This window comes from Bacillus sp. FJAT-42376 (assembly GCF_003816055.1).
Taxonomy (GTDB): Bacteria; Bacillota; Bacilli; order Bacillales; family Bacillaceae; genus Metabacillus_B.
Window position 1 is genome coordinate 1,039,398 of record NZ_CP033906.1, and the last position, 18,468, is coordinate 1,057,865.

At 47.8% G+C, this 18,468-nt stretch carries 17 protein-coding genes; 11 read left to right on the forward strand and 6 right to left on the reverse strand.

Annotation, left to right across the window (positions count from 1 at the left end):
- The first annotated feature begins 4 nt into the window (after nt 1-4).
- Complete coding sequence (locus CEF21_RS05210) at nt 5-1,564, forward strand: GAF domain-containing protein (protein ID WP_123913886.1); 1,560 nt, start codon at nt 5-7, stop codon at nt 1,562-1,564.
- Entirely contained in the window at nt 1,564-2,172 is a 609-nt protein-coding gene (locus CEF21_RS05215) for a PilZ domain-containing protein (protein WP_123913888.1), read from the forward strand. Before CEF21_RS05210 ends, CEF21_RS05215 begins: the two co-directional genes overlap by 1 nt.
- A 6-nt stretch (nt 2,173-2,178) precedes the next feature.
- Here the strand turns inward: CEF21_RS05215 and CEF21_RS05220 are convergent, their stop codons facing one another.
- The 4 genes from CEF21_RS05220 to CEF21_RS05235 form a co-directional block, all read right to left on the reverse strand.
- Nucleotides 2,179-2,637 (reverse strand): hypothetical protein, encoded by a 459-nt coding sequence (locus tag CEF21_RS05220; RefSeq protein ID WP_123913890.1) that lies wholly within the window; start codon nt 2,635-2,637, stop codon nt 2,179-2,181.
- Nucleotides 2,638-2,984: 347 nt separating this feature from the next.
- A complete protein-coding gene (locus tag CEF21_RS05225) occupies nt 2,985-4,166 on the reverse strand; it encodes an IS256 family transposase (RefSeq protein ID WP_123913892.1) in 1,182 nt (393 codons plus the stop codon).
- A gap of 90 nt (nt 4,167-4,256) precedes the next feature.
- On the reverse strand, nt 4,257-4,538 hold the full coding sequence (locus CEF21_RS05230) for a hypothetical protein (protein WP_123913894.1): 282 nt from the start codon (nt 4,536-4,538) through the stop codon (nt 4,257-4,259).
- 39 nt (nt 4,539-4,577) lie between these two features.
- Nucleotides 4,578-5,324 carry an SDR family NAD(P)-dependent oxidoreductase gene (locus tag CEF21_RS05235; protein WP_123913896.1) on the reverse strand — a complete coding sequence of 249 codons (747 nt, stop codon included), beginning with the start codon at nt 5,322-5,324 and terminating at the stop codon, nt 4,578-4,580.
- A gap of 111 nt (nt 5,325-5,435) precedes the next feature.
- Here CEF21_RS05235 and CEF21_RS05240 point away from each other — a divergent pair, with 111 nt between their 5' ends.
- From CEF21_RS05240 to CEF21_RS05260, 5 genes are all read left to right on the forward strand, one after another.
- A complete protein-coding gene (locus CEF21_RS05240; protein WP_164462087.1) occupies nt 5,436-6,332 on the forward strand; it encodes a LysR family transcriptional regulator in 897 nt (298 codons plus the stop codon).
- Between the two features lie 334 nt (nt 6,333-6,666).
- Nucleotides 6,667-7,917: an MFS transporter gene (locus CEF21_RS05245; protein WP_123913900.1), complete on the forward strand. Its 1,251-nt coding sequence runs from the start codon at nt 6,667-6,669 to the stop codon at nt 7,915-7,917.
- A 173-nt stretch (nt 7,918-8,090) separates the two neighbouring features.
- Nucleotides 8,091-9,545: a protein adenylyltransferase SelO gene (locus CEF21_RS05250; RefSeq protein ID WP_123913902.1), complete on the forward strand. Its 1,455-nt coding sequence runs from the start codon at nt 8,091-8,093 to the stop codon at nt 9,543-9,545.
- A 509-nt stretch (nt 9,546-10,054) separates the two neighbouring features.
- Nucleotides 10,055-10,894 (forward strand): aldo/keto reductase, encoded by an 840-nt coding sequence (locus tag CEF21_RS05255; RefSeq protein WP_123913904.1) that lies wholly within the window; start codon nt 10,055-10,057, stop codon nt 10,892-10,894.
- A 78-nt stretch (nt 10,895-10,972) separates the two neighbouring features.
- Nucleotides 10,973-11,776: a class I SAM-dependent DNA methyltransferase gene (locus CEF21_RS05260; RefSeq protein ID WP_123913906.1), complete on the forward strand. Its 804-nt coding sequence runs from the start codon at nt 10,973-10,975 to the stop codon at nt 11,774-11,776.
- On the opposite strand, the gene CEF21_RS05265 is transcribed toward CEF21_RS05260, so the two are convergent.
- Nucleotides 11,773-12,615, reverse strand: coding sequence for an STAS domain-containing protein (locus tag CEF21_RS05265; protein ID WP_123913908.1), 843 nt, complete (start codon nt 12,613-12,615; stop codon nt 11,773-11,775). The genes CEF21_RS05260 and CEF21_RS05265 overlap by 4 nt on opposite strands.
- Nucleotides 12,616-12,856: 241 nt before the next feature.
- On the opposite strand from CEF21_RS05265, the gene CEF21_RS05270 reads away from it, so the two are divergent.
- Nucleotides 12,857-13,528, forward strand: coding sequence for a VanZ family protein (locus tag CEF21_RS05270; RefSeq protein WP_123913910.1), 672 nt, complete (start codon nt 12,857-12,859; stop codon nt 13,526-13,528).
- A 20-nt stretch (nt 13,529-13,548) separates the two neighbouring features.
- Nucleotides 13,549-14,640, forward strand: coding sequence for a D-alanyl-D-alanine carboxypeptidase family protein (locus tag CEF21_RS05275; RefSeq protein ID WP_123913912.1), 1,092 nt, complete (start codon nt 13,549-13,551; stop codon nt 14,638-14,640).
- 76 nt (nt 14,641-14,716) lie between these two features.
- Here CEF21_RS05275 and CEF21_RS05280 read toward each other — a convergent pair whose 3' ends face one another.
- Nucleotides 14,717-15,184, reverse strand: a complete 468-nt coding sequence (locus CEF21_RS05280) for a DUF2691 family protein (RefSeq protein ID WP_123913914.1) — start codon at nt 15,182-15,184, stop codon at nt 14,717-14,719.
- 548 nt (nt 15,185-15,732) lie between these two features.
- On the opposite strand from CEF21_RS05280, the gene CEF21_RS05285 reads away from it, so the two are divergent.
- Complete coding sequence (locus tag CEF21_RS05285; RefSeq protein ID WP_123913916.1) at nt 15,733-16,854, forward strand: sugar ABC transporter substrate-binding protein; 1,122 nt, start codon at nt 15,733-15,735, stop codon at nt 16,852-16,854.
- An 85-nt stretch (nt 16,855-16,939) separates the two neighbouring features.
- Nucleotides 16,940-18,460: a sugar ABC transporter ATP-binding protein gene (locus tag CEF21_RS05290; protein WP_123919987.1), complete on the forward strand. Its 1,521-nt coding sequence runs from the start codon at nt 16,940-16,942 to the stop codon at nt 18,458-18,460.
- Nucleotides 18,461-18,468: the final 8 nt, after the last annotated feature.

Below are 18,468 nucleotides of genomic sequence, written 5' to 3' on the forward strand. Positions count from 1 at the left end.
CGGAATGAGTCTTGAAAAATCCTATCGATACGAAATCCTGCTTCAGGCGATCGAAGTGTTTACCCAAAGGTATGAAAAAAACGCTTTATTTGAATTTGCCTTCGAATTTACGAACAAACTTCTGACCCTTCATCGATCCGCCCTTTTCAAAAGAAGCGGCGAGCGGTTTATCCTCGCTCATACGAAGGAATACGACACGCAAGAATACGAGATTCCGGTTAACGAAAAGCTGGAGGGGCTGCCTCTTTATTATGGCCGGCCGCTTTCAGCCGGTCAGCTTCCAGAGTATTTTTCTGAAGCCTTCATTCGCGGATTTTCCGCAGCCTGGGTGATTCCCCTGATTAATGATACCCGATTGGTGGGGCTCATTGTGACGGACGGTAAGACAGCGGGGGACATCACGAAGGACGATGAACTCGTTCTGACCATCATGATGAACCTCGTGAATGCCTCCCTTGAAAATAACCAGCGGTTTCTCGATTTCCAGACGATCAACGGGGAACTGGACCGCAAAGTATTCAGCCTTTTCGTCCTCAACCAGAGCATCAAGGCCCTTCTGTCCGAGCTCAATGTCGGCAAGCTGTACGAAATGGCAACGGATGTATTCAGCGAAGTGTCAGGCAGCCGGGTGACAAGCTTCGGAATCTATGATCCTCTCACCAATAAAATTAAATTAAAGGGCTACCGCAACGTTCATTCCTTCCAGTGCCGGTACGCTGAGCTTGAAATGAAAGAGCGCTTCTTCTGTCCCGACCGGATTGTGATCCGCATCAAGGAAGAACCGGAGCTGCTGAATGAGCTGTTTAAGGATCCATCCGTGTTAGCCGACCTGGAAGCGGAATATATCATTCTCATCCAGAAGGAAAAACTGATCGGGATGGTCACGCTGAGCGAATCAAGGCAAAACACCCCATATGATCATGGAACGATTGAGCTGATTGAAACACTCGCTTCCTCCACCTACATTGCCTTAAACAATGCCCAGATGTTTGAGAAGCAGGAAAAGCAGAAGCGGGAAGCGGAATCGAAGCTGAACGTCCTGCAGATGTACAACCGGCTCATTCGGACGATCAATTCCTGCAAAACAAAGGAAGAGCTTCTGAAGCTGTCGATGACGACCCTTGAACTGGGCTTCGGGGTAAGCAAAGCTTTTTTCGCTTTTGACAACGGGGAGGCTTACGAGATTGCCGCCTGCATTGGCGCAGACCTTACAGGCGAAACCTTTCTCCTTGAAGACCGCATCCAGCGAACCATCCGGGATGAAATATACTATGATTACTTTTCAGACCGGCTGCCGGCGTATTTTTCCGATGAACAGTTCTGCGAACGGCTCGGTGAATCCACAGGAATCGTCATTGCACCGATTCAGTGGCAGCATGAATACGACTATACAGAGAGCGGATTCCAGGCGCCGTACGGATACTTGATCGTAACAGAAACCGCGGCAAGCCTGAAGGAAGAAGACATCCTCCTAATGGATACAATCACCAGAAACATCACTCCATTAATCTATCATATGGATCAAAAAGACCCGCTCGCATTCCTGGAAAGCGGAACAAGCTGATGGACTATATGACCATACTCACGAAAGATCACCGGCCGGTTACAGCAGCCCTCCACCATATCGAAGGGGAACTGATGAACGTCATCGTAAAAGACACAGCCGGGATTGACCTCGGCGACCGGCTGACATGCAAGTTCGAAGGAAGAACCTTTCACGCCTATGTGCTGAAACAGGAAAACTTCAACCTGTATTTGTATCTCCCCATCCAGGAAGAAAAAGCACCAAACGACCGGAGACGCTTTTACCGCCACTCCTGCCAGATCACCGGCCACTTGTACATAAAAGACCGGGAACCGGCCGCGGTCAGTATTATCGACATCAGCCTCAACGGATTTGGATTTATAACAGAAAAATCCCTGGCCAAAGAAACCGCATATGAACTGCGGCTGCAGGTAAGAGATGAGGAAGACATCCTGCAGACCCATATCACCGTCCAAAACCGGCTGGAACTCCCCTCCCATCTCTTCCGGTACGGCTCCCAAATCAAGTCCATCCGCGAAAAAGACCTGCTACAGCTCCGGAAATATTTGATTAATCAGCAGCTGAGGGAAACCGGGGCAGGAAAAGGAGCCGCTGCCGGCGGATTGGGCGGGCGAACCGCTGAGTAAGGCGGGCTAAGATAGATTGGCAGGAGGAATGGCCAGATAATGCGGTGGACCGGCCGGATTCGGACCTGGAACGGCTGGATAATTGGAGTGAATGGCCGGATAAAATGGGTCGGCAAGATTAGTAGGAAGAATGGCCAAATAATAGAGTGGAACGGCAGGATTCGGACCGGGAACGGCCGGATAACCGGATTGAATGGCCAGATAAAATCGATCGGCCAGATTAGTAGGAAGAACGGCGAAATAATAGAGTGGAACGGCCAGATTCGGACCGGGAACGGCCGAATAACCGGATTGAATGGCCAGATAAAATGGGTCGGCAAGATTAGTGGGAAGAACGGCAAGATAATGCGTTGGAACGGCCAGATTCGGACCGGAAACGGCCGGATAACCGGAGTGAATGGCCAGATAAAATCGATTGGCCGGATTAGTAGGAAGACCGGCTAAATTATACGGTGTAACGGACAAATTCGGACCGGGAATGGCCGGATAAGCGGATTGAATGGCCAGATAAAATGGGTCGGCAAGATTAGTGGGAAGAACGGCAAGATAATGCGTTGGAACGGCCAGATTAATTTGATCGGCAAGATTAGTGGGAAGAACGGCAAGATAATGCGTTGGAACGGCCAGATTCGGACCTGTAACGGCCGGATAAGTGGATTGAATGGCCAGATTAATTTGATCGGCCAGATTAGTGGGAAGAACGGCCAGATAATGCGTTGGAACGGGTCAAGTCCATTATCTTGTGTAAATATTCATACCATGTTTTCAACCTTATAAAATAGATAGGGCATTTTTTTATAGAGGAAGAGAACTTAGTTCTCTTTCACGTCGTACATGTACTTTCGATCTCCAGGGTCGAGGGATTTTTCATAGTCCATCAAGACAGCTCCGATCAGACGAAAAGCAGACTGGGTATTGGGGAAGATTCGAATGACGCGCTCTCTTCTTCTGATTTCAGCATTCAGGCGTTCCAGGTTATTGGTGGTCCGCAGCTTTTTTTGGAAGCCCAGAGGTTCATTCATAAATTGGATGCGATCCTCAAAACCATCGTCCAACAGTGTCAGCACCGTTTCATATCCGCGCTCTCCATCATAGGTGTGCATAAACTCCTCTTTTAAAGCTCTTGCGTCTTCTGGTTTCGCGGCATCAAAAATACGGAGGAGGGCGTGTTTTAATTCTTCTGCCTGTTTCTTCGGCATGCGGTCAAACAGGTTCTTTTTAAAGTGAAACGTGCATCTCTGCCAGCTTGTTCCGACAAAGGATTCCTGAATGGCTGCCTTCAAGCCCTTATGGGCGTCCGAAATCATCAGTTTGGGAGACTGAAATCCCCTAGATTTAAGGTGGCTAAAGAATTGGGTCCAGCCTTCTTTGGATTCGGAATGATTGACAGCCAGCCCAATGACTTCCCGTTTAAGCTGAGAGTTGACCCCAACGGCCACATAAACTGCTTTTGAAACCACACGCTGATGTTCGCGGACCTTAATATACAAAGCATCCACAAACACATACTTGTAGTACATGACATTCAGAGGGCGGCTAGCCCACTCGTTCACAATGGGATCAAGTTTTTTGGTGATGGAGGAGACAAGGGACTTGGACACACTTTCCCCGCAAAGCTGTTCCATAATCTTCGTCACTTTGCGAGTTGAAACGCCGTTGACGACCATTTCCATCATAGACAGGACGAGGGCTTGGTCAGCCCGCTTATATTTCTCGAACACAGAGGTGGAAAACTCACCGTTTCGGGTACGGGGAACCTTCAGGTTAATCTTTCCGATAGAAACAAGAAAGTCTCGTTCATAATAGCCGTTCCGGTAGTCAGTCCTGCCACTCGTTCTTTCATAAGCATCCGCGTTCAGGTGCTCATCCCGTTCGCTTTCCATCACTTGATTCAGAATCAAAACAAGTGATGATTTCACGACAGCGTCCAGATTAGAATTCAAGAGGTGGTCTTTTAAGTCCTCCACATTTAGGGTAAGATTAATTTGGGTCATATTCATCCTCCATTACATTTTTTCTTGGTCGAAAACATTGTAACATGAGGGTGATATGACCCTTTTTCTATTTACACAATTATATGGACTCTATCTTGGAACGGCTAGATTCGGACCTGTAACGGCCGGATAACCGGATTGAATGGCCAGATAAAATCGATCGGCAAGATTAGTAGGAAGAACGGCGAAATAATAGAGTGGAACGGCCAGATTCGGACCGGGAACGGCCGGATAACCGGATTGAATGGCCAGATAAAATCGATCGGCCAGATTAGTAGGAAGAACGGCCAAATAATTGAGTGTAACGGCGAAATTCGGACCAGTAACAGCCACTAAACCAGAGCAAATGGACAAATTAACGTTCCGCACCATACAAAAATGCCCGGAGAGTCCCTCTCCGGGCTAAACGCTTTATTTAAAGGAAGCATATCCTTCATCAGCCATAACAACGCTGCCGTTGATGGCGTCGGCTTCTTCCAGTGAAAGAAGGTAGACAGCATTTGCAAGCTGTTCAGGCTGGGTAAGTTTGTTGCCCATGACCTTGGCTTTCATGGAATCGATGATGCCGTGGTCTCTGTAGCTTTGGATAATCGGTGTATCCACAACGCCAGGGGCAATGCCCACTACCCGGATTCCGTATGGAGCGAGTTCAAGGGCAGCTGATTTGGTCATCATGTTGACGGCCCCTTTAGTTGCGTGGTAGGCAAAGGTGCTTGGAGAGGCAAGAACTCCATAGACGGAGGTTGTATTGATAATAACTCCTTTAATGTTCAGTTCCTGCATTTTTTTGCTGGCTGCGATGATTCCGTACGCTACACCGTGCTGGTTAATATCGATAATTTTGTGGTAGGTGTCCATATCCATATCCGGAACGGGTGTGGATGTGCCGATTCCGGCGTTATTGAACATAATATCGATTCTTCCGTATTCTTCAACGGTTTTCTCGATTAATTGGATAACATCTTCATACTTGGAAACGTCTGTTTTAATGAAAATGGCTTCCCCATTGTTTGAACGGATCAGTTCCACTGTCTCATTTCCGGCTGCGTCATTAAAGTCAGCTACAACAACCCGGTCTCCTTTTTTGGCAAATTTAAGGCATGTTTCTCTTCCGATTCCGCTTGCTCCGCCTGTAATTACGGCTACTCTTTTCGTCATTTTCAATTTCCTCCCTGTTTCTAGCATAATTTGATTTTATCATTCCTGAAGATTCATTATAATTTAATAAAAGTGACATTTAGTTAAGTGCAGCTTAAGGAGGGAAGGACGTTGAATATTGAGCAATTGGAGCATGTGGCAGAAGCGGCGAAAGCGGGATCGCTTACGAAGGCTGCCGACCATCTGCATGTGAGCCTGTCCGCCATCAGCCAGTCGGTCAGTAAGCTGGAAAGAGAACTGGGTATCCAGCTTTTCATCCGCAATCGCCAAGGCACCGCGTTAACGGCCGAAGGGATGAAAATCATAGAAAAAGCGGAAAAAGTTCTCGCTGCCATCGGAGAATTGAAGGAAGAAGCGAATCGCTGCTCCGATACGCTTGCCGGAGATTTGAAAATTGGGATGATCCCGGGTCCGATTAATCTTTTAATCGATATGGTTTCCGCGTACAAAACCGATTATCCGAACGTGAAAGTGGAAATCTATGAAATGGGGCCCGTGAAAATTGCCGAAGGGATTCTGAATAATGATCTGGATATCGGGCTGATTTTAACCTCTCATTCATTTGCGGTTCAAAACCACGAACTGATTGCCGAGAAGATTCTGGAAGGGAAAATGGTGGCGGGTGTTCATAAACAATCTCCGCTCGCAGGGCTGGACCGGATCTCTCCGGAGCGTCTCATTAAGGAAACGCTCGTCCTGTATAACGATGACTACATCAAAAAGTTCGCGTACGATACTCTATCTCCTTATGGTCCAATCGATGTTCTCTTTACAACGAATAACACGGAAGCGATCAAGCGGGCCGTGCAAAGCGGGGTGGCCGTTACCCTCGGGATGGATTACTCTTTCCGCAGCCGTTCCCCCTATCCAAACGATACGGTCATACCGATTGAGATTGATGCGGCCGATAAAGAACCGCTTCACCTGGCTCTCATCAGGAGGAAAGACACGGTCCCTTCAAGAAAGGTAAAGGAGTTCATGAGAAGAATTCACAGGGAGCTTAAATAGAAGCGAGACCGATTAAAACACCGGAGAACTGACATACTGGTTACCAGCAGGTGTCGTCCGGATTTTAATCGGCATATTGATTTTTCATTCAGAATAGGTTAATATTGGCAATATCAGATGACGGAAGGGTGACCAAGAGGCGATGATTTGCTAATTCTTGTTTAGAAAAACAGTCGTACTCCATAACAAATACGGACTATTTTTCTGGATTGGATTAGTTTTGCCTTTTGAGCACTGGATAGAAATACAGGCAGGCCCTTTATGGGGATGCTCTGTTTTTTACATGTGATCGAAGCGAAACCTCTTGTCCAGGAATGGAAAAGGAGGTTTTTTTATGTCGGAAATAACAAGTCCGAAAAAGCTTGGGATGGGGGCTTTGTTTCAAAACCGGGTGATCAGAACGATCCTATTTTCGGTGTTTTTCCTGCAGATTGGGATTTGGGTGAGGAATTATTCGATTCTCCTGTATGTCATCGAAAAGACGAATGAAAATCCGATCGCGGTGTCGCTCATATCCGTTGCAGAATTTGCTCCGATCTTCTTGTTTTCCTTTATTGGCGGAACGTTCGCGGACAGGTGGCGGCCGAAAAGGACGATGGTGTGGTGTGACCTGTTAAGCGCGGTTTCCGTGTTTATGGTTCTGATTACGCTGTTCTTTGGGGACTGGAAAATTATTTTCTTCGCGACGCTCGTTTCCTCGATTCTCTCCCAGTTTTCCCAGCCGGCTGGGATGAAGCTCTTTAAGCTGCATGTTCCGGCAGAGCTTGTTCAAATGGGGATGTCGATGTACCAGACCGTTTTTGCCCTGTTTATGATTTTAGGTCCAATCCTTGGAACATTTGTGTTTCAGCGGTTCGGCATTCTCGCCGCTGTCGGAATAATGGGGGTTGCCTTCCTCGTCTCGGCGGCCATTCTTCTCATGCTGCCGCCGGATCCTGAACCGGCCAAGGAAAAACCGAAGACAACGTTAATGGAAGAAATGAAGGAAGGATTCCGCTATGTATTGAACAGCAAAGCGCTCACCCTTCTTGGAGCATGCTTTGCCGCGGCGGGGCTTGCCATCGGGTTGACGCAGCCGCTCGGTGTGTTCCTGATTACGGAAAGGCTCGGACTTCCTAAAGAAGAGCTGCAATGGCTCATGGCCGCCTTCGGAATCGGGATGATCCTCGGCGGGGGAATCACGATTGCTATTTCCAAAAAAGTGATGCCGCAAATGCTCCTTGCAATCGGGATGGCAGCGAGCGCGATTGGAATGGTCGGCATGGGGCTGTCCACAGAATTATGGCTCACCTTAGCCGCTCAATTTTTTGCAGGGTTGTTCATGCCGTGCATTCACATAGGAATCAACACTATGATTCTGCAAAATACGGAAGAGTCCTTCATCGGAAGGGTCAACGGTATTCTGAATCCGCTCTTTATGGGAGCGATGGTTATTACGATGTCCGCTTCAGGCGTGCTGAAAAAGAATCTTTCCATCGTGTACTTGTACGAAATATCCGCCATTCTCCTCGTGATTGGCGTGCTGGTCCTTGTGCCGATCATGAAGAAATCGTCCGTTAAACGGGAATTGAAGCAGGGGATGTAAGAGAAGGCATACAGTAATTCGGCTGTATGCCTTTTTTGGTGGAAACACAGTGCGGAGGCAGGATAAGCGGTCCAACCGGTAAGAAAAGTCTATAATCCAATACCGATCAATCAATAATCAGTCCTTGCAGTGTTAAAATAATACTAAACACGGAAAAAAGAAAGGAAGATACGATGGAAAAGGAATCAGCCACATCAGGATGGAACCTGGGCAGCAGCTACACCAGTCTGCCATCATCCTTTTACACAAAAATCGAGCCGAACCCAGTGAACCGTCCTGAGATGGTCATTTTTAATAGGAAGCTTGCTGCAAGTCTTGGTCTGGAGGCAGATGAGCTTCAGACGAATGCCGGCATTCTTTCCGGAAACGAGCTTCCGGAAGGAGCGGTTCCCCTCGCCCAAGCCTATGCTGGCCACCAATTCGGGAATTTTACGATGCTTGGAGACGGACGGGCGATGCTGATTGGGGAACAGATGACGTCTTCAGGGGAACGGGTGGATATCCAGCTGAAAGGCTCCGGTCCGACGCCATATTCCCGCCGAGGGGACGGCCGTGCGGCACTCGGTCCGATGCTGCGCGAATACATCATCAGTGAAGCGATGCATGGACTTCAGATTCCGACAACCCGGAGTCTCGCGGTGGTGGCAACGGGGGAACCGATTTACCGTGAAACCGCCCTGCCAGGTGCCATTTTAACGAGAACAGCCGCCAGCCATCTGCGTGTCGGCACCTTTCAATATGCCGCCAACTGGACGTCTGAGGAAGAACTGCGGGCGCTTGCTGACTATGCAATCAGCCGTCATTATCCGGAAATAAAGGATGATGATAACCGGTATTTGTCCCTTCTTCAGAAAGTCATGAAGCGGCAGGCAGAACTGATTTCCAAATGGATGCTAGTTGGATTCATCCACGGCGTCATGAACACGGACAACATGACGATCAGCGGCGAGACGATTGATTACGGACCATGTGCCTTTATAGATACGTATGATCCCGAAACGGTCTTCAGCTCCATTGATGTCCAAGGCCGGTACGCCTATGTCAACCAGCCGGGAATCGGCGGCTGGAACCTGGCCAGATTTGCGGAAAGCCTGCTGCCGCTTCTGCATAAAGAGCAGGAGGAAGCGGTAAACATCGCCCAAGACGCGATTTCTCACTACCCTGAGCTTTACAAGCAGGAGTGGTATAAAGGAATGAGAGCCAAGCTCGGCCTCTTTAATGAAGAAAAAAAGGATGAAACACTCATTCAGCACTTGCTCACAATGATGCAAAAGGAAAAGGCAGACTATACGAATACGTTTGTGGCTTTGACTTTTAACAGGGAATCAGCACTTTCGGCCAATCCGGATTTCGCCGGGTGGAAGGCGCGCTGGCAGGAAAGACTAGCCAGGCAGGAAGAATCGCAGGAGGCCGTTCATCAGCTGATGCGGAACAGCAACCCCGCCATCATCGCACGGAATCACCGGGTGGAAGAAGCCCTTGAAGCGGCGGCAAACGGAGATTTAACCGTGATGGAAAAACTGCTCGATGTCCTTGCAAATCCATATGAGCATTCGGAAAAACAAAAGACATATGCTGAGCCGCCGGGACCTGAATGCGGCCCTTATGCGACGTATTGCGGGACGTAAGAGAACGTAGTTGGTCGTTCCTGACCCGTTCTGCTTCACCGCAGCGGGGGACAGAGGCGATGGGCTGCGAGGCCTTATGCATCAAGGCATAACAGTACAGGTGCCAGAGCTTTCATTCGGTAAAATTTGTGGGGACTGGCACGGTGCCAGTCCCGTTTTGCTTCACCGCAGCGGGGGACAGAGGCAGTGTGCAGCGAGCCCTTATGCATCAAGGCTTAACAGTACAGGTGCGGGAGCTTTAGTGCGGTAAAATTTGAGGGGACTGACCCCGATTTTTTCTTACTCCAGACGATTTGGCTGTACATTGATGTGCAAAAGGAAAAACGGCAAAAAAGAAAGAATGTTGATTTATAGAGTGCTGGGAAGGCACTCTTTTTCTATTTGTTACTTTGAAGTTCCTATCCCACAAAAAAGTGCCTGCTGTTCATGGCTTCTCTGTGGATTTATAATGATAGCACCCTGTCCCCTGGGCAGATGTTAACAATCCACAAAAAAAGGGAGATTAAACAATGTCCATCAACTATATAGATTTAAACAACGGTACAAAAATGCCAGAACTCGGATACGGTGTTTTCCGCGTAGAGGAAGGCGCTGAACTGGAAAAAGCGATTGTGGCTGCGATCAAAATGGGCTACCGCAGCATCGATACCGCAGCCATTTACGGAAATGAAGCGAGCGTCGGCAGCGGCATCAGAAAAGCAATCGAAGAAGGGCTTGTTACGAGAGAAGAGTTGTTTGTGACTTCGAAAGTATGGAACGACGGACTTTCCTATGAAGAAACCATTGCGGCTTATGAAGAGAGCTTAAGCAAAATGGGCCTCGACTATCTGGACCTGTACCTGATTCACTGGCCCGGTCAGGATAAATATCAGGAAGCCTGGAAAGCCCTTGAGACACTTTATAAAGAGAAACGCGTCAAAGCGATCGGCGTCAGCAACTTCCAAGTGCACCATCTGGAAAACCTGCTTGAAACAGCAGAGGTAACACCGGTTATCAACCAAATTGAATTCCATCCGAAGCTTACCCAAACGGAAGTGAGGGCATATTGTCAAAAGCACAATATTCAGGTGGAAGCATGGTCTCCGCTCATGAACGGCGATCTATTGCAGAACGAAACCATTCAGGAAATCGCGAAAGCCCATCAGAAAACGGCAGCCCAGGTTGTTCTCCGCTATGACCTGCAGCATGGCGTCATTACAATCCCGAAATCGATGAACGAAGAGAGAATGCAGCAGAACCTGGATCTGTTTGATTTTGAACTGACAAAGGAACAAATGGACCAGCTTGACGCGATGAACGAAAATCTCCGCAGCGGTCCGCATCCGGATGAATTTGATTTTAAAATCTAATGCACGTAAAAAAGGAAGAGGTATCCGGCCTCATCCTTTTTTAGTATGCTTTTATATGAATCGAGAGGGAGATGGACCATGACAAACTACGGAAAAAATCTTTTTAAAGGCACCGCCGCCTATTACTCCAAATACCGCCCCGTTTATCCTTCTTCCTTAATCAGGATGCTGGTAGACCGGTTCCGTTTAGATGGGAAGGGGCAGCTGCTGGACCTTGGCTGCGGTACCGGGCAGCTCACACTCAGGCTTTCGGACTGGTTTGAAAAAATGATCGGAGTAGACCCTGAAGAAGAAATGCTTGGAGAAGCAGAGCGGAACCGCCTGGCAGCAAGGGTGGAGCATTGTGAGTGGAAACCTGGTAAAGCGGAGTGTTATTTGAAGGGGGTGCAGACTGAAAAATATCGTCTTGTGCTGATGGCAAAATCGTTTCACTGGATGGATCAGTCAGCTGTTTTAGCATCATTGTACAGCCAAGTTGATGAGGAGGGAGGAATTGCGATTGTAGATGCTTATGATTCGAATCAGGAGCCCGAACCATGGCAGCTTGAACTGGATCGAATCGTAAAGAAATGGTACGGGGAAGAGCGGAAGGCTGGAAAAACCGTATATGCGCACCCGTCAATGAGCTATGAAGAAAGGGTCTCCCGTTCAGGGTTTCATGCGGAGGTCCTCCGTCTGCCTGCTTATCAGCATGTTTGGACGGCCGATTCCATCATTGGTAATCTTTATTCAACCTCCTATGGGTCAATAAGATGGATAGAAGATCGGGAGTCATTTGAAACGGAACTGAGAGAAGCACTTTTGCGCATTCATCCGGATGATGCATTTATGGAAGAAATCCGGTTAACCGTCATTTTAGGCCAAAAGAAAAAAACGCCCTAAGGACGTCTGTCTTTCTCCACCAGCGCAAATCCAATATGGGATAACGCCGCTGCCAGAGATTTTTTTACTAAAATTCCGTCTACTATCAAATTGCTTTGGACCATATTTTGAGCCTGCACAGGCAGGATGCCCGTGAGGATTGGGGTGACTCCGATTAATGAGAGCATGTTCGCCAGCTGGACGAGGTGATGGATAACGTCTCTGTTAACGCGGAGAATCCCTGATAAATCAAGAATAAGGTATTGAAGCGAGCGGTCTGAGCTCTGTTTCAAGGTGGACTGGATGATAATCTGTGCCCTTTTTTCACTGATGTCGCCGATAATCGGCAGAACGGCCACTCCGTCTGTGAGCGGCACCATCGGAGCAGATAGCTCTTCGATTTCCCGGTTCACCTTGTCCAAATCGAGGACATAGCTTAAGAGGGAGGCCATCGTAGTGAAAAGTTCAACGTGCTCTTCTTCAAAGCTTACCGTTTTAGAATCAAGGCCGCAGATCGTCCCGTAGTTTTCCCCCGTGCTGTAATTGATCGGAATGCCGATAAAGCTTCCTCCCGCAAGATTTCGGGTAACGTCCATATCTTTTGTTAATTCATTTTGGTTCAAGTCCTCTATCAATAGGATGCGGTTCCCATGATCGACACTCAGTTTGCAGAATGTATCCTGAAACGGCATGGTTTCCCCGTTGCTCAGCAGCACATAATCCCGGTTCACAACCTTTTCAATTTCATTGAATCGCTGATCATTTTTCGCAATGAAAAGGGTGTTCAATGGGACAACACCACTCATAAAACGCAGAATCATTTCTGCCGCCTCGTCAAAATTTTTAATCGAATGAATCATGGGAATCCTCCCTTTCTATTGGCTAAAGTGTTGTGATTCAGTTCATCTTTTGAGAATCAATGAGAATTCCTGTGGATTAAAAAAATTAAATACCCTTTATTTCCTTCCTTTAAACATGAAATCTCCACTAAAACACCTAAAATTTCAAAAAAATACATATTTTTCTCCGCAAGTGTCTCATTCTCCTGTAAAATATAGGTTGTGTTTGTCAAATAATAGAATTTAATAGAAGGAATTTAAAATGGAAAAAACAAAGAGACTCATTCTCCTTCTTCCTCTGATTTTTACATGCCGGTACGTGCTTTCTGCCGTTCAATCTGCTTCTCCTGCAGTACTTGCGGATTGGGCAGCTAATACTCTCCTTCTTCTTGCGGCAGCCGTCCCCGTGGTGAAAAAAGCCCATGTGAACAAGGCAGCTGACTGGATTGTACTCGGAGGATTTGTATGGTTTTTATGCGTTCTCCATGAAAAGGTCACGTTTGTCTCCCTTTCTTCTTATTTAACTGCGGAACACACGCAAAGCCTGCATGTTCAAACAAACCTCATTAATCTTATTCCATTTAAAACCATCTGCATGACGTTCAGCCGGCCAGACATTCCTGCGGTAATGATGGTTCAAATTGCAGGGAATGCGCTTATGCTCGCTCCGGTTTCGTTCTGTGTCCAGCATTTAAAAATAGCGAAGGATTGGAGGACAGCCATGTTCATGACCTTTTTGGTTTCAGCGGGAATAGAGGGGGCCCAGCTGATTCTCGCTTTTTTCCAATCAGCCATTCCTTACGCAGAAGGACGGGCAACAGATATCGATGATGTCATTTTGAATACGTTCAGCGGACTCATTGGATGTCTGATGTTTTGGGCCGTTAAAACCGTCAAAAGCAAACCGGCCGATTCAGAGGTACACCATTATTAATTGTTACCAGGAGGATTTTCATGTTTAACAGAAAGCTAGTTTTCTATGTTCTTATTTTTCTTCTTTTCGCAGGACAAGCAAGTCCGGCCAAGGCAGCTGCAGCGGTGCCAAATGTGTACAGCCACTACGGTGTCGTTATGGATGCAAAGACCGGGGAACTGCTTTATACGAAAAGACAGGATGAAAAATGGTATCCGGCGAGCATGACCAAGGTGCTGACCGCGATGATTCTGATGGACCAAGTAAAGCCCGGCACAATGATGACGGCAAGCAAAAATGCCGTTAGCAAAGACGGCAGCAATTCCTACTTCCGGTTAAAGGCGGGCGAAAAAATGAGCCGGGACGATGCTTTGAAAGCCCTCCTCATCTTAAGCTGCAATGATGTCGCCGCGATGATCGCCGAGCATGTAGCAGGAAGCGAAGCGAAGTTCAGTGTCCTGATGAACGAGAAAGCAAAGGAAATCGGGGCTAAAAAGAGCCACTTTGTGACGCCGAATGGACTTCATCACAGCAAACACTACACAACCAGCCAGGACATGGCGCTGATTACAAGGGAAGCGTACTTAAACTATCCGGACGTCCTAAAAACGATGGGAACGAAGTCCGCGACGGTCCGTACGTCGAAGCGCACCGTAAAAGTGACAAACAAGTCCGCCTTCCACAGCATGCCGAATGTAATCGGCGGAAAGACGGGATACACGAATGCAGCCCGCAATGCCCTTGTGGAAATCGTCCAGAAAGGGGATGCCACCCTGATCGGAGTCGTCATGAAATCCACAAAGGCACATGCCGTCAAGGATCTTGCCGCGATGACAGCCTATTCCTTCTCGATGATGCAGACGATCCAGCCCGTTTTCGCCGGACAAGCCGTTGCCACCATTAATGTCCGGAATACTCCCGTTCCGCTCGTCGTGCAAAACGCCATTTCCTTTTCTGCCAAAAAGGACTCAAGGCTGCCGGTTACGATTAAAAATATTTACCCCAGAACGCCGATTGCATCCATTGCGGTTGGACAGCCGTTTGGTGAGGTGACGGTATGGAAGAACGGGGTGATGGTGGGGAGATCGCCGCTTATTTCGACCGTTGAAGTGCTGGGGCCGGTTAATCTGTAACTTTAAAAGACAGCCTGGTGTAAAGAGGGCTGTCTTTAGTCATTTATTGAAGGAAAACAGAAAAATAAATGGGGTATCACCAAACGGATAGACTTGTTCTTGAATCATTTTTGTCAGTAATATAGCGGAGATGATGAAACCCTTGAATGTCTGCCTGTTGGTACAAGTTTTCAAGCTTTTCCTTGTCTTTGCAATAAATCGTTACATTTATAGTATCGACCACTAAAAGAACCAGCTGACAATGGCTGTTTACAAATTCCTCATACGTATCAACCCGTTCGTAATGCTCCCCTCTCGGATAGGCTTGCAAATTTGCAAAGATGAGATAATACATATTGTTTTCCAGAAGTTTTCTAAGAAGCAAGCCGTCCATTCCGCTTTTCTCTTCCGGAAATAGAGGTCTCTCTAGTGCATTATCTTCCACAATATAGGACTCTTCATGCCCGATTGTCCAGACGAATTCAGTCATCTCAAACGGAGCCAATACTTCCCAAAGAAATCTTCCGTGTTCATTGGGGATTTCAAAATCAATGCCTCGTTTCATTTTATCTCCTGCCTTTTGTATTAAAACAACTTTTCCTATTAATAAGAGCCTAACATAAGCAGCGTCAGCAGAGAACAATCCCCATTTAAATACAGTTTTTTGGGGCGGTGCCTGACCCAACATCCTTCACCGCAGCGGGGGACAGAGGCAGCGGTCTGCGATCCCTTATGCGGCAGCGATTTGCAGAGGCGGTGCCGTAGCTTTCATACGGTAAAATTGTTGGGGACTGGCACGGTGCCAGTCCCGCGATTCTTCACCGTACCGGGGGACAGAGGCAGTGGTTTGTGAAGCCTTCTGGCCCAGCGGTTTGCGGAAAAGGTGCCAGAGCTTTAGTGCTGTAAAATTTGTGGGGACTGACCCCCGCCATTGCCCCGCCGCCACCAAGCTTCCCCACCCAATCCCCCTATTATAATAGGTCTTTTTTATACCCCAATATTAAAAAAGTACAGCTAATATTAAAAGATTGCTAGTTGTTAACGCTTTCAATCCGGGACCTTCAGCATATAATTGAGCTGTAATCATACAAAAACGTTCAAGGGGGTTTACAGATGAATAAGTTTTTAAAAGCGTTTTCATCTTTGATGGTTCTGATGCTGTTTGTCGGGATGCTTGCAGCATGCAACAGTAAAAGCACGGGCGGAGGCGGCGGTGGCGCCGGAGTCGATGTGGGGATTGTCCTTCCTACAAAAGATGAGCCAAGATGGGTACAGGATGAGCAGCGTTTTAAAGAAGCTCTGAAAGATTCGAAATATACAACGGAAATTCTGTTCAGCCAAGGTTCTTCCGCTAAGGAAAAAGAAAATGTGGAAACATTGCTGAATAAAGGAATCAAGGTTCTGATCATCAGCCCGCAGGATGGCGACGCGGCTGCAGCAGCGGTTGAAGCAGCGAAAAAAGATGGCGTTAAAGTTATTTCTTATGATCGTCTGATCACGAATACGGATGCCGTGGATTACTACGTAACATTCGACAGCCTGGCTGTTGGTGCAGCTCAGGGACAATACTTAATCGACCATGCAAAAGGCAAAGGGACTCCATTGTACCTGTATGCCGGTGCAGCGTCTGATAACAATGCGTTCTTGTTCTTCCAAGGTGCTTGGAGCGTTCTTCAGCCGAAAATCGCGGACGGAACATTCAAAGTGGCGAACTCAAGTGAAGCAGAAGGCTTGAAAGATACGGCTGAGCTTTCCCGTGACCAATTGAGCAAAATTCTTGGCCAGGTAACGACGAACTGGGATCCAAGTGAAGCGAAAAACAAAGCGCAAACTCACTTGACTGCAGCGAAAGCTGACATGAAGGGCGACGTTGCGGTTCTTGCTCCAAATGACGGAACAGCTCGTTCCATCGCTGATGTTTTCGGTTCTGACGGAGATGTGAAAAGCTTCGTAATCACTGGACAGGATGCAGAGAAAGCTTCCATCCAATACGTAATCGACGGCAAGCAGTCCATGACGGTCTTCAAAGACGTTCGTACGCTTGTAAAAGATGCAATGGGTATGGCAGTTGAAATCCTTGACGGCAAGAAACCGGAAACAACGGGTGAATACGATAACGGCAAGAAACAAGTTAAAGCAAAACAAACGGACGTCATTGTCGTGGATAAAGAAAACGTGAAAAAGGAATTGATCGATTCCAAGTATTACGAAGAGAAGGAATTCTCAGGTCTGTAAAAACTTAAAACAGGCGGAATAGTGGTAGAGCTTTCTATCACTATTTCGTGATTGTACCAGCTGTTTTGTTAAGGGGGATCACATGATGAGTGAATACATTCTGGAGATGAGACAGATCTCCAAGCATTTTACAGGCGTCAAAGCACTCGACAATGTCAACTTCAAGGTAAGAAAAGGCGAGATTCACTTCCTCGTCGGAGAAAACGGCGCGGGGAAATCCACGCTGATGAAGGTGCTCAGCGGGGTGTATCCGTATGGAACGTATGACGGAGACATCGTCTATGAGGGTGAAGTGCAGCAGTTTAATAAAATCAATGACAGTGTGAACGCAGGCATCGCGATTATTTATCAGGAGCTCGCGCTGTTCCCGGATCTCACCGTCTATGAAAATATTTTTGCCGGAAACGAAGTGAAAAAAGGCGGGGTCATCGACTGGAACGAGACGATCGTCGAAGCGAAGAAAATGCTGGCCAAAGTGAAGCTGGATGTGACACCGGATACGCTGATCAAGGATCTTGGCGTCGGGAAACGGCAGCTCGTGGAAATTGCGAAGGCACTGAGCAAGGATGTCAAATTGCTCATTCTCGATGAACCGACCGCGGCACTCAATGAAGACGATAGTGAAAACCTTCTCGAGCTTCTGTGTGAACTGAAAAAGCAGGGCATTACATGTATCATGATTTCGCACAAGTTAAAAGAAGTGATTTCCATTGCCGACCAGGCTACGGTTCTCCGTGATGGCCAAACCATCTGCACGCTGGACGGCCCTTCGGGAGAGATTACCGAAGCCGGCATCATCAAGAACATGGTGGGCCGTGCCATTGATGATATTTATCCGAAGCGCCCGAAGAAAGCACCGGGTGCAACAATCCTTGAATTATTCAATTGGTCTGCCTATGACCCGAAACTTGGGCGGAAGGTGATCAAGAGTGCAGACATTCATGTAAAGAAAGGCGAAATCGTCGGTCTCGCAGGACTGATGGGATCCGGCCGGACCGAGCTTGCCCTCAGTATTTTTGGGAATGCCAAGGGATACAAACTCGAGGGTGAAATGAAGCTCAACGGGAAGCCGGCGAATCTGAAGCATACGAGTGATGCGATCCGTGAAGGAATCGCTTATGTAACGGAAGACCGGAAAGGCGACGGGCTGTTCCTGATCCAGGATATCAAGAACAACATCAGCGCCGCGAACCTGAAAGGCATCTCCACTAAAGGGGTGCTGAACAACAACGAAGAAATCAAAATCGCTGACCATTATAAAAAGTCGCTTCATATTAAAACATCCTCACTCGAGCAGCTCGCCGGAAACTTGAGCGGAGGGAACCAGCAGAAGGTATCTCTCGGCAAATGGCTGTTCGTCGGGCCGAAGCTGCTCATTCTTGATGAGCCGACCCGTGGAATCGATGTCGGGGCGAAGTTTGAAATTTATACGGTGATGAACGAACTGATCGACGCCGGGATGAGCATCATCATGATTTCATCCGAGCTCGGGGAAGTGCTCGGCATGAGCGACCGGGTATACGTCATGGCCCAAGGCGCCATTAAGGGCGAGCTCGCCATCGAAAACGCCGATCAAGAAAAAATTATGCAGCTTGCGACGCAATAGGAGGTACT

Excerpts from the sequence above, each read along its gene's own strand:
- CEF21_RS05210 (WP_123913886.1), top strand. The coding sequence starts at position 5 with ATGAGTCTTGAAAAATCCTATCGATACGAAATCCTGCTTCAGGCGATC.
- CEF21_RS05215 (WP_123913888.1), top strand. The coding sequence starts at position 1,564 with ATGGACTATATGACCATACTCACGAAAGATCACCGGCCGGTTACAGCA.
- CEF21_RS05225 (WP_123913892.1), bottom strand. The coding sequence starts at position 4,166 with ATGACCCAAATTAATCTTACCCTAAATGTGGAGGACTTAAAAGACCAC.
- CEF21_RS05230 (WP_123913894.1), bottom strand. The coding sequence starts at position 4,538 with ATGGTGCGGAACGTTAATTTGTCCATTTGCTCTGGTTTAGTGGCTGTT.
- CEF21_RS05235 (WP_123913896.1), bottom strand. The coding sequence starts at position 5,324 with ATGACGAAAAGAGTAGCCGTAATTACAGGCGGAGCAAGCGGAATCGGA.
- CEF21_RS05245 (WP_123913900.1), top strand. The coding sequence starts at position 6,667 with ATGTCGGAAATAACAAGTCCGAAAAAGCTTGGGATGGGGGCTTTGTTT.
- CEF21_RS05250 (WP_123913902.1), top strand. The coding sequence starts at position 8,091 with ATGGAAAAGGAATCAGCCACATCAGGATGGAACCTGGGCAGCAGCTAC.
- CEF21_RS05255 (WP_123913904.1), top strand. The coding sequence starts at position 10,055 with ATGTCCATCAACTATATAGATTTAAACAACGGTACAAAAATGCCAGAA.
- CEF21_RS05260 (WP_123913906.1), top strand. The coding sequence starts at position 10,973 with ATGACAAACTACGGAAAAAATCTTTTTAAAGGCACCGCCGCCTATTAC.
- CEF21_RS05265 (WP_123913908.1), bottom strand. The coding sequence starts at position 12,615 with ATGATTCATTCGATTAAAAATTTTGACGAGGCGGCAGAAATGATTCTG.
- CEF21_RS05270 (WP_123913910.1), top strand. The coding sequence starts at position 12,857 with ATGGAAAAAACAAAGAGACTCATTCTCCTTCTTCCTCTGATTTTTACA.
- CEF21_RS05275 (WP_123913912.1), top strand. The coding sequence starts at position 13,549 with ATGTTTAACAGAAAGCTAGTTTTCTATGTTCTTATTTTTCTTCTTTTC.
- CEF21_RS05280 (WP_123913914.1), bottom strand. The coding sequence starts at position 15,184 with ATGAAACGAGGCATTGATTTTGAAATCCCCAATGAACACGGAAGATTT.
- CEF21_RS05285 (WP_123913916.1), top strand. The coding sequence starts at position 15,733 with ATGAATAAGTTTTTAAAAGCGTTTTCATCTTTGATGGTTCTGATGCTG.
- CEF21_RS05290 (WP_123919987.1), top strand. The coding sequence starts at position 16,940 with ATGAGTGAATACATTCTGGAGATGAGACAGATCTCCAAGCATTTTACA.